Annotated in this window: 8 protein-coding genes; 5 read left to right on the top strand and 3 right to left on the bottom strand. The window is 63.5% G+C overall.

Annotation, left to right across the window (positions count from 1 at the left end):
* The first annotated feature begins 87 nt into the window (after nt 1-87).
* Nucleotides 88-1,698: a YdgA family protein gene (locus tag BI344_RS20730; RefSeq protein WP_071114696.1), complete on the top strand. Its 1,611-nt coding sequence runs from the start codon at nt 88-90 to the stop codon at nt 1,696-1,698.
* A gap of 75 nt (nt 1,699-1,773) precedes the next feature.
* Here BI344_RS20730 and bfr read toward each other — a convergent pair whose 3' ends face one another.
* The gene (gene bfr / locus BI344_RS20725) at nt 1,774-2,250 is read right to left on the bottom strand and encodes a bacterioferritin (protein ID WP_071114695.1); all 477 of its coding nucleotides are present in this window, start codon (nt 2,248-2,250) and stop codon (nt 1,774-1,776) included.
* A gap of 114 nt (nt 2,251-2,364) precedes the next feature.
* Nucleotides 2,365-2,565 carry a (2Fe-2S)-binding protein gene (locus BI344_RS20720; RefSeq protein WP_071114694.1) on the bottom strand — a complete coding sequence of 67 codons (201 nt, stop codon included), beginning with the start codon at nt 2,563-2,565 and terminating at the stop codon, nt 2,365-2,367.
* A 59-nt stretch (nt 2,566-2,624) separates the two neighbouring features.
* Here BI344_RS20720 and BI344_RS20715 point away from each other — a divergent pair, with 59 nt between their 5' ends.
* Genes BI344_RS20715 through mnmA form a run of 3 tightly spaced genes read left to right on the top strand, consistent with a single transcriptional unit; the run spans nt 2,625 to nt 4,793 of the window.
* On the top strand, nt 2,625-3,092 hold the full coding sequence (locus tag BI344_RS20715) for an NUDIX hydrolase (protein WP_071114693.1): 468 nt from the start codon (nt 2,625-2,627) through the stop codon (nt 3,090-3,092).
* Between the two features lie 22 nt (nt 3,093-3,114).
* Nucleotides 3,115-3,720 carry a hypothetical protein gene (locus BI344_RS20710; RefSeq protein WP_071114692.1) on the top strand — a complete coding sequence of 202 codons (606 nt, stop codon included), beginning with the start codon at nt 3,115-3,117 and terminating at the stop codon, nt 3,718-3,720.
* The gene (mnmA, locus tag BI344_RS20705) at nt 3,717-4,793 is read left to right on the top strand and encodes a tRNA 2-thiouridine(34) synthase MnmA (protein WP_071114691.1); all 1,077 of its coding nucleotides are present in this window, start codon (nt 3,717-3,719) and stop codon (nt 4,791-4,793) included. The genes BI344_RS20710 and mnmA overlap by 4 nt, the downstream gene beginning before the upstream one ends.
* 57 nt (nt 4,794-4,850) lie before the next feature.
* On the opposite strand, the gene BI344_RS20700 is transcribed toward mnmA, so the two are convergent.
* Nucleotides 4,851-6,101, bottom strand: coding sequence for an MFS transporter (locus BI344_RS20700; protein WP_083370314.1), 1,251 nt, complete (start codon nt 6,099-6,101; stop codon nt 4,851-4,853).
* 100 nt (nt 6,102-6,201) lie between these two features.
* On the opposite strand from BI344_RS20700, the gene BI344_RS20695 reads away from it, so the two are divergent.
* Nucleotides 6,202-6,700: LysR family transcriptional regulator (locus BI344_RS20695; protein WP_139167094.1), on the top strand; the 499-nt coding region annotated here is incomplete at its 3' end.

Here is a 6,700-nt window from a genome sequence, read left to right as displayed (position 1 = left end):
TCGGCGGCGCGGCGCTTTGACAGCCCATGCCGCCATGCATTGGTGTACCATAGAGCATCATTTCACCCTAGTGCAGAAAAAATACTAGTGTTGCCAAAACGTCGACTGATCATTGCCGGCGCCACCGTCGGTGGCCTGTTCGTCCTGTATGCGGCCTCCAGCTACTGGGCCGGGGTCAAAGCCGAGGACACCCTGCAGGAACAGCACCGGATGCTGGCCAGCCTGCCCCTGTTCAAGGTCAAATCACACAGTTACGAACGCGGCTGGTTCTCCTCCACCGAGACCACCGAGCTGGTGTTCAACCGCCATCTGTCCGGCCCGTATGAAAACATGCTGCCAGACAATATGAAGTCGTTGCTGAACGCCACCATCAAGTTCACCAACCACATCCAGCATGGTCCGCTGCCCGGGCTCTCCGGCTTCAGCTTCCGTCCGGGGCGCGCGCTGGTGAAGACCGAGTTCGCGATGAGCGACGCCACCCGCAAGACGCTGAAGACCTTCTTCGGCGACAAGGACCCGATCACCATCGTCAACCACATCGGTTTCGGTGGCGGCGGCCTGCTGGACGTCAACATCCCGTCCTTCGACTACGAAGAGGCGCTGTCCGGCGTCAAGATGAAATGGAAGGGCTTCGACCTGCAGGTCGACTACGCCCACGGCTACCGCGAATACAAGACCGAAGCGCTGTCGCCGGGTTTCCTGCTGGAAGCCGCCAGCAAGGGCAATGTGTCGTTCGAGGGCGTGCGTTACGTCTCCGACATGCGCCCCGGCAACACCGACATCAAACTGGGCACCAGCGAACTGACCATAGGCAATATCCAGCTCAGCTCGCGTGAAAGCGTGCCGTACAGCATCAAGCTGAACGAGCTGATCTACCTGATGACCCGGGTGCGGGTGGGCGAGTTCGTCAATCCGTCCGGCGAGTTCAAACCGTCGTCGGTGGTGTTGAAGAACTTCAGCTACCAGATCGTCACCAGCGAGCAGGACGACTTCGTCAACACCCGCGGCAAGGTGAACTTCGCCGAACTGAGCTTCAACGAAAACCGCTACGGCCCGATGCGGCTGGACGTGTCGGCCAATCACCTGCACGGCCCGACGCTGGTCAAGCTGGACCGGGCGATCAGCCAGATCCCGTTCGAGGGGGTGGATCCGGCGGTATTGCGCAAACAGTACGTCGACACCATCAAGAAGAACGCGATTCCGCTCTTGGAGAACAACCCCAAGCTGCTGATCAACGAGTTCTACCTGAAAATGCCCAGCGGCGAAGCCACGCTGCAAGGCAGTCTGGGCATCAACGGCTTCACGCCGGCCGACCTGGGCGACATCACCCTGCTGGCCAAGCGCATCGAGGCCGAGGCCAAGCTCAGCCTGCCGCGCCAGACGCTGGAAGGCTTGGTGCTGACCCAGGCGCGCAACCTGTTCACCGTGGACCACACCGCGGAGGACCAGCCCAATATGCAGGAGGTGGACGACCTGGCCAAGAGTCTCCTGGACAGCCAGCTGGCGCAGTGGAAGTCCGAAGACTACATCGTCGAGGACAACGGTCAGATATCCACCGAGCTGAACTACAACGCCAAGGGCCTGACCATCCACAAGGAAAAAGTGGCGTTGCCGTGGGAGGAAAGCGAAGAACCGGCCCCGGCCGGCGCCTCCGCCCCGCTTGCCGCACCGGCCGCCAAACCGGCGGCGAAAAAGTAATCCGGGCAGTGCCCGGACGCAAAAAGGGCTGTCGCGAGACAGCCCTTTTTCATTGCGCATCCAATTCAAGCGGGATCAGGAAGCGTCTTCCATCTGGCTTTGCAGATAGTTCTGGATGCCGACACGTTCGATCAGGTCAAGCTGGGTCTCCAGCCAGTCCACATGCTCCTCTTCGCTTTCCAGGATGTCCTCCAGCAGATCGCGCGTCACGTAATCCTTGGCGGTTTCACAGTAGGCGATGGCCTCGCGCAGCAACGGCAGCGCCTCCAGCTCCAGCTTCAGGTCGCACTGCAGCATCTCGTGCGGATTTTCGCCGATGTGCAGCTTGCCCAGGTCCTGCAGATTGGGCAGCCCCTCCAGGAACAGCACGCGCTCGATCAGCTTGTCGGCGTGCTTCATTTCATCGATGGACTCTTCGTATTCGTGCTCATTGAGCTTCTTCAGTCCCCAGTTCTTGTACATGCGCGCATGCAGGAAGTACTGGTTGATCGCGGTCAGCTCGTTCTTGAGAATCTGGTTCAGGTATTTGATGACCTTCTTGTCGCCTTGCATGCCATATCCTCCCATGAATTTATCCAGACATTATGGCACAGCGGGGGAAAGGCTCAAGACGGGAATGGGATTAGCTGGCGCAGAGGCCAGCCTGGTCAGAGGAGGAAACAGCGGTCAGGCGGCGGTTCGCGCCACCGAGCAGACCATCAATTCGGCTTGCGCGTCCTTGCGAACCTGGTTGGCCATGCACGCGCACTTGCCGCAATCAGAAGCGACTCCCAGTTCGCGGCGCAAGTCGCACATGCGGCTGGCGCCGGCATGGACGGCCTGGCGGATCTGGCTGTCGGTCACGGCATTGCACAGGCAAACGTACATGTGAGCCCCCTCCGGCTTACAATCAAGAATAGTTATCATCATCATAGAGACAAACAAGAATGATTGTCAATAACTTGCAGAGAGAATGGAGGCCCAACACCACGGTCGCCGCCATCATCGAGCAAAATCGCCGTTTCCTGATGGTGGAGGAGGATACGGCGGACGGCCTGCGGCTGAACCAGCCGGCCGGCCATCTGGAACACGGCGAAACCCTGCTGCAGGCGGTGGTGCGCGAGACCCGCGAGGAAAGCGGCTGGCATTTCACTCCCCAGGGGCTGACCGGCATCTACCTGGCCGACCGCCCGGACAGCGACATCACTTACCTGCGCTTCGCCTTCCACGGCAGCGCCGCGGCGCCTCCCCAGCCCGCCCGCCTGGACGCCGGCATCGTCGCGGTACACTGGCTCAGCTTCGAGGACATTTCGGCGCAGCGCCACAGGCTGCGCAGCCCGGTGGCGCTGCAATGCCTGGCCGATCATCTCAGTGGCATAATATATCCGCTAGAACTGATACGCGACCTGCGCTGATCCACCCACCGGATGCCCGCCTATGCCGCCACGCCTGACGCCGCTGCTGTTGATCCTGCTGTGCCTGCTCCCCGGCTCCGGCCACGCCGACGGGCTAAACATCTGTTATCATTACCGTTGTTCCAGGCAGACCTATTTCGAAATTTCCGATGAAGCCCGCGACTGGCTGGCCGCCCGCCTGACGCGGGCCGACTCCGCCGCCAGCGAGCGCGACGCCGTCAGCGACGCGGTCACCGCGCTGTACCGCATCGCCGCGCGCGAAACTCCCATCTGGCAGGACAAGGGCGGCAACATCCATGACGGCCCGGCCGAAGGACGGATGGACTGCGTAGACCACAGCAGCAACGTCAGCGCCTTTCTCTCCTATCTGGATAAGCAAGGCTGGTTGAAATTCCACCATGCGGCGCCACCTGCATGGCGGGCGCTGTGGATCCTGGATCTGCACTACACCGGGGTGCTGCACGATATCGCCGCCGGCCAGGACTGGGCGGTGGACACCTGGTTCAAGGATTTCGGGGAACCGCCCGTGGTGGTTCCCCTTTCAGTTTGGATGAAGGGATATGAGCCGCCGGCCGTATCCGGGCTGGCCGCGGCCGCCCAGCAAAGCAAGGAAGGAAACTCCCCGTGACGGGTAAGAAACGTATTGTCGTCGGCATGTCCGGCGGCGTGGATTCGTCGGTCACCGCCTGGCTGCTCAAGCAGCAGGGGCATGAAGTGATAGGCGTGTTCATGCAGAACTGGGAAGACGACAACGACAGCGAATACTGTTCGATCAAGCAGGACGCGCTGGACGCGATGAGCGTGGCCGACATCGTCGGCATCGACATGGAAGTGGTCAATTTCGCCAAGGAGTACAAGGACCGCGTGTTCTCGTACTTCCTGAAGGAATACTCGGCCGGCCGCACGCCCAACCCGGACGTGCTGTGCAACGCCGAGATCAAGTTCAAGGCCTTCCTCGACTACGCGCTGGCGCTGGGCGCCGACTGCATCGCCACCGGCCACTACGCGCGCAAGATGGAGCAGGACGGCGTCCACTACCTGATGAAGGCGGTGGACCACACCAAGGACCAGAGCTACTTCCTGTACCGGCTGCGTCAGCATCAATTGGCGAAAGCCATCTTCCCGCTGGGCGACATCCGCAAGACCGAGGTGCGCAAGCTGGCGGAAGAGGCCGGCCTGCCCACCGCTGCCAAGAAGGACTCCACCGGCATCTGCTTCATCGGCGAGCGGCCGTTCCGCGAATTCCTGCAGCGCTATCTGCCCACCTCCCCCGGCAAGATGGTGACGCCGGACGGCAAGGTGGTCGGCGAACACATCGGCCTGATGTACTACACGCTGGGCCAGCGCAAGGGCCTGACCATAGGCGGCAGCAAGGACGGCAACGGCGAGCCGTGGTTCGTCGCCGGCAAGGACATCCCGGCCAACCAGCTGATCGTGGTGCAGGGCCACGACCACCCGCTGCTGCTCAAGCCCACGCTGGCGATGGCGGACCTGAGCTGGACGCTGCCCAACGCGCCGCAAGCCGGCGCCTACAGCGCCAAGAACCGCTACCGGATGGCCGATGCCGCCTGCAGCCTGTCTCCCATCGTCGACGGACAGGCCACCCTCACCTTCGGCGAGAAGCAATGGGCGGTCACACCCGGCCAGTCCGCCGTGCTGTACCACGGCGACATCTGCCTGGGCGGCGGCATCATCCGCTGACGCCGGCAACACCATGGAAAAATGCCCCGCAACGCGGGGCATTTTCGTTTGCGGACGCTAGGCTTGCGGCAAGGGCCGCAGCCGGCGCAAGCCCAGGCTGATGGCCATCATCAGCGCCAACCCTGCCGCCAGCACCGTCGCCACCCCATGCCAGCCGCCGCGCCCCCACATCAGGCCGGACAGCGAGCCGAACAGGCTGGACCCCAGATAATAGGCGGTGAGATACAAGGCCGAAGCCAGCGCCCTGCCCTGCCGCGCGCGCAAGCCCACCCAGCTGCTGGCCACCGAATGGCCGGCGAAAAAGCCGAAGGTGAACAAAGCGATGCCCGGCGCCAGCAGCCACAGCGAATCGCTGAGCGTCAGCGCCAGGCCCGCCAGCATCAGCAGCACCATCAGCCACAGCACATTGCGCCGCCCCAGCTTGTCCGCCAGTTGGCCAACCCAGGCCGACGACCAGATGCCCACCATATACAGCGAAAACACCAGCGCCAGCATGCTCTGGCTAAGGTTGAACGGCGCAGCCAGCAGACGAAAACCCAGGTAGTTGTACAGGCTGACAAAACACCCCATCAGCAGAAAGGCCGACAGGAACAGCCAGGGCAGGCCGGCGTCGCGCAACAAACCGCGCAACTCGCTGCCCATGCGGCCGAAATCATGCCGGCGCGGCTGAAAATGGCGCGACGGCGGCAAAGTGCGCCAGAACAGCCAGGCGCCCAGCCCTCCCAACGCCGCCAGCGCCAGCACCGCGCCGCGCCAGCCGACGTGGTCGGCCAACACCGAGGCCAGAAAACGGCCGCACATGCCGCCCAGCGCATTGCCGGCGATATAGAGGCCCATCGACTGTCCCAGCGACCTGCCGTCCACCTCCTCGCTCAGATAAGCCATCGCCACCGCCGGCAGGCCGGCCAGCGCCACGCCGAACAGGGCGCGCAGCAGCAGGAAGCGGCTGAAGCTGTCGGCAAACGCCGAGAGCAGCATCAGCAAGGCCGCCAAGGCCAGCGCGCTGTTCATCAGGCCGCGGCGGCCGAAGCGGTCGGCCAGCAGGCTGGCGGGAATCAGCGCCAGCGCCAGCGTGCCGGTGGACACCGACACCACGCCGCTGGCCGCCGCCGGAGTCAGGCCGAAGTCATGGGCGAACAGCGGCATCAGCGGCTGGGTGCAGTACAGCATGGCGAAAGTGCAGAAGCCGCCGGCGAACATCGCCAGCGCGGTGGAGCGGAACGCCGGGGTGCCGGCATGCAGCTTGCCTGCGGGCGGGGCGGCAGCGGCTTGGAGGGGAATGGCGGCGGAAGGGGCATGGACGGGCACGGCAACAATCTCGGTCAGGACAACACCATCAGCTTAGGCTTGGCCATACCCGCAGTCCAATATATATTTCAGTATCAATTCATACTTTATAAATATCAATATGGAACTGCGCCATCTGCGTTATTTCGTCGCCGTCGCCGAAGAGCTGCACTTCACCCGCGCCGCCAGGCGACTGCACATCGGCCAGCCGCCGCTGAGCCAGCAGATCCAGGCGCTGGAGGCCGAACTGGGCGTAGCGCTGTTCCGCCGCCACCAGCGCAAGGTCGAGCTGACCGCCGCCGGCCAGCAGCTGTTGCCGCGCGCGCGGCAGATCCTGGCCGACAGCGCCGGTGCCGTCAACGCCGTCCGCCGCGCGGCGGGAGGCGAAATCGGCGAGCTGCGAATAGGCTTCACCTCCTCGCTGCCGCTCACGCCCATCCTGCATCACAGCCTGCAGCAATACCGCCAGTCCTTTCCCGACGTCAAGCTGACGCTGCGCGAGCTGTTCACCGCCGCCCAATTCGACGCGCTGGAAAACCGCCAGCTGGATCTGGGCTTCGTCCGCTTCAACGGCCCCGCGCCCGGCACCCTGATCCGGGTCGCCGAGCTGCACGCGACCG

This window comes from Chromobacterium sphagni, assembly GCF_001855555.1.
Taxonomy (GTDB): domain Bacteria; phylum Pseudomonadota; class Gammaproteobacteria; order Burkholderiales; family Chromobacteriaceae; genus Chromobacterium; species Chromobacterium sphagni.
Note: the sequence above shows the minus strand (reverse complement) of the source record. Positions and strands in the feature narration are given on the sequence as shown.

Bases quoted from the DNA above. Each gene is read 5' to 3' on its own strand.
- bfr (WP_071114695.1), bottom strand. From the start codon at position 2,250: ATGCAAGGCGACAAGAAGGTCATCAAATACCTGAACCAGATTCTCAAG.
- BI344_RS20720 (WP_071114694.1), bottom strand. From the start codon at position 2,565: ATGTACGTTTGCCTGTGCAATGCCGTGACCGACAGCCAGATCCGCCAG.
- BI344_RS20715 (WP_071114693.1), top strand. From the start codon at position 2,625: ATGATTGTCAATAACTTGCAGAGAGAATGGAGGCCCAACACCACGGTC.
- BI344_RS20710 (WP_071114692.1), top strand. From the start codon at position 3,115: ATGCCGCCACGCCTGACGCCGCTGCTGTTGATCCTGCTGTGCCTGCTC.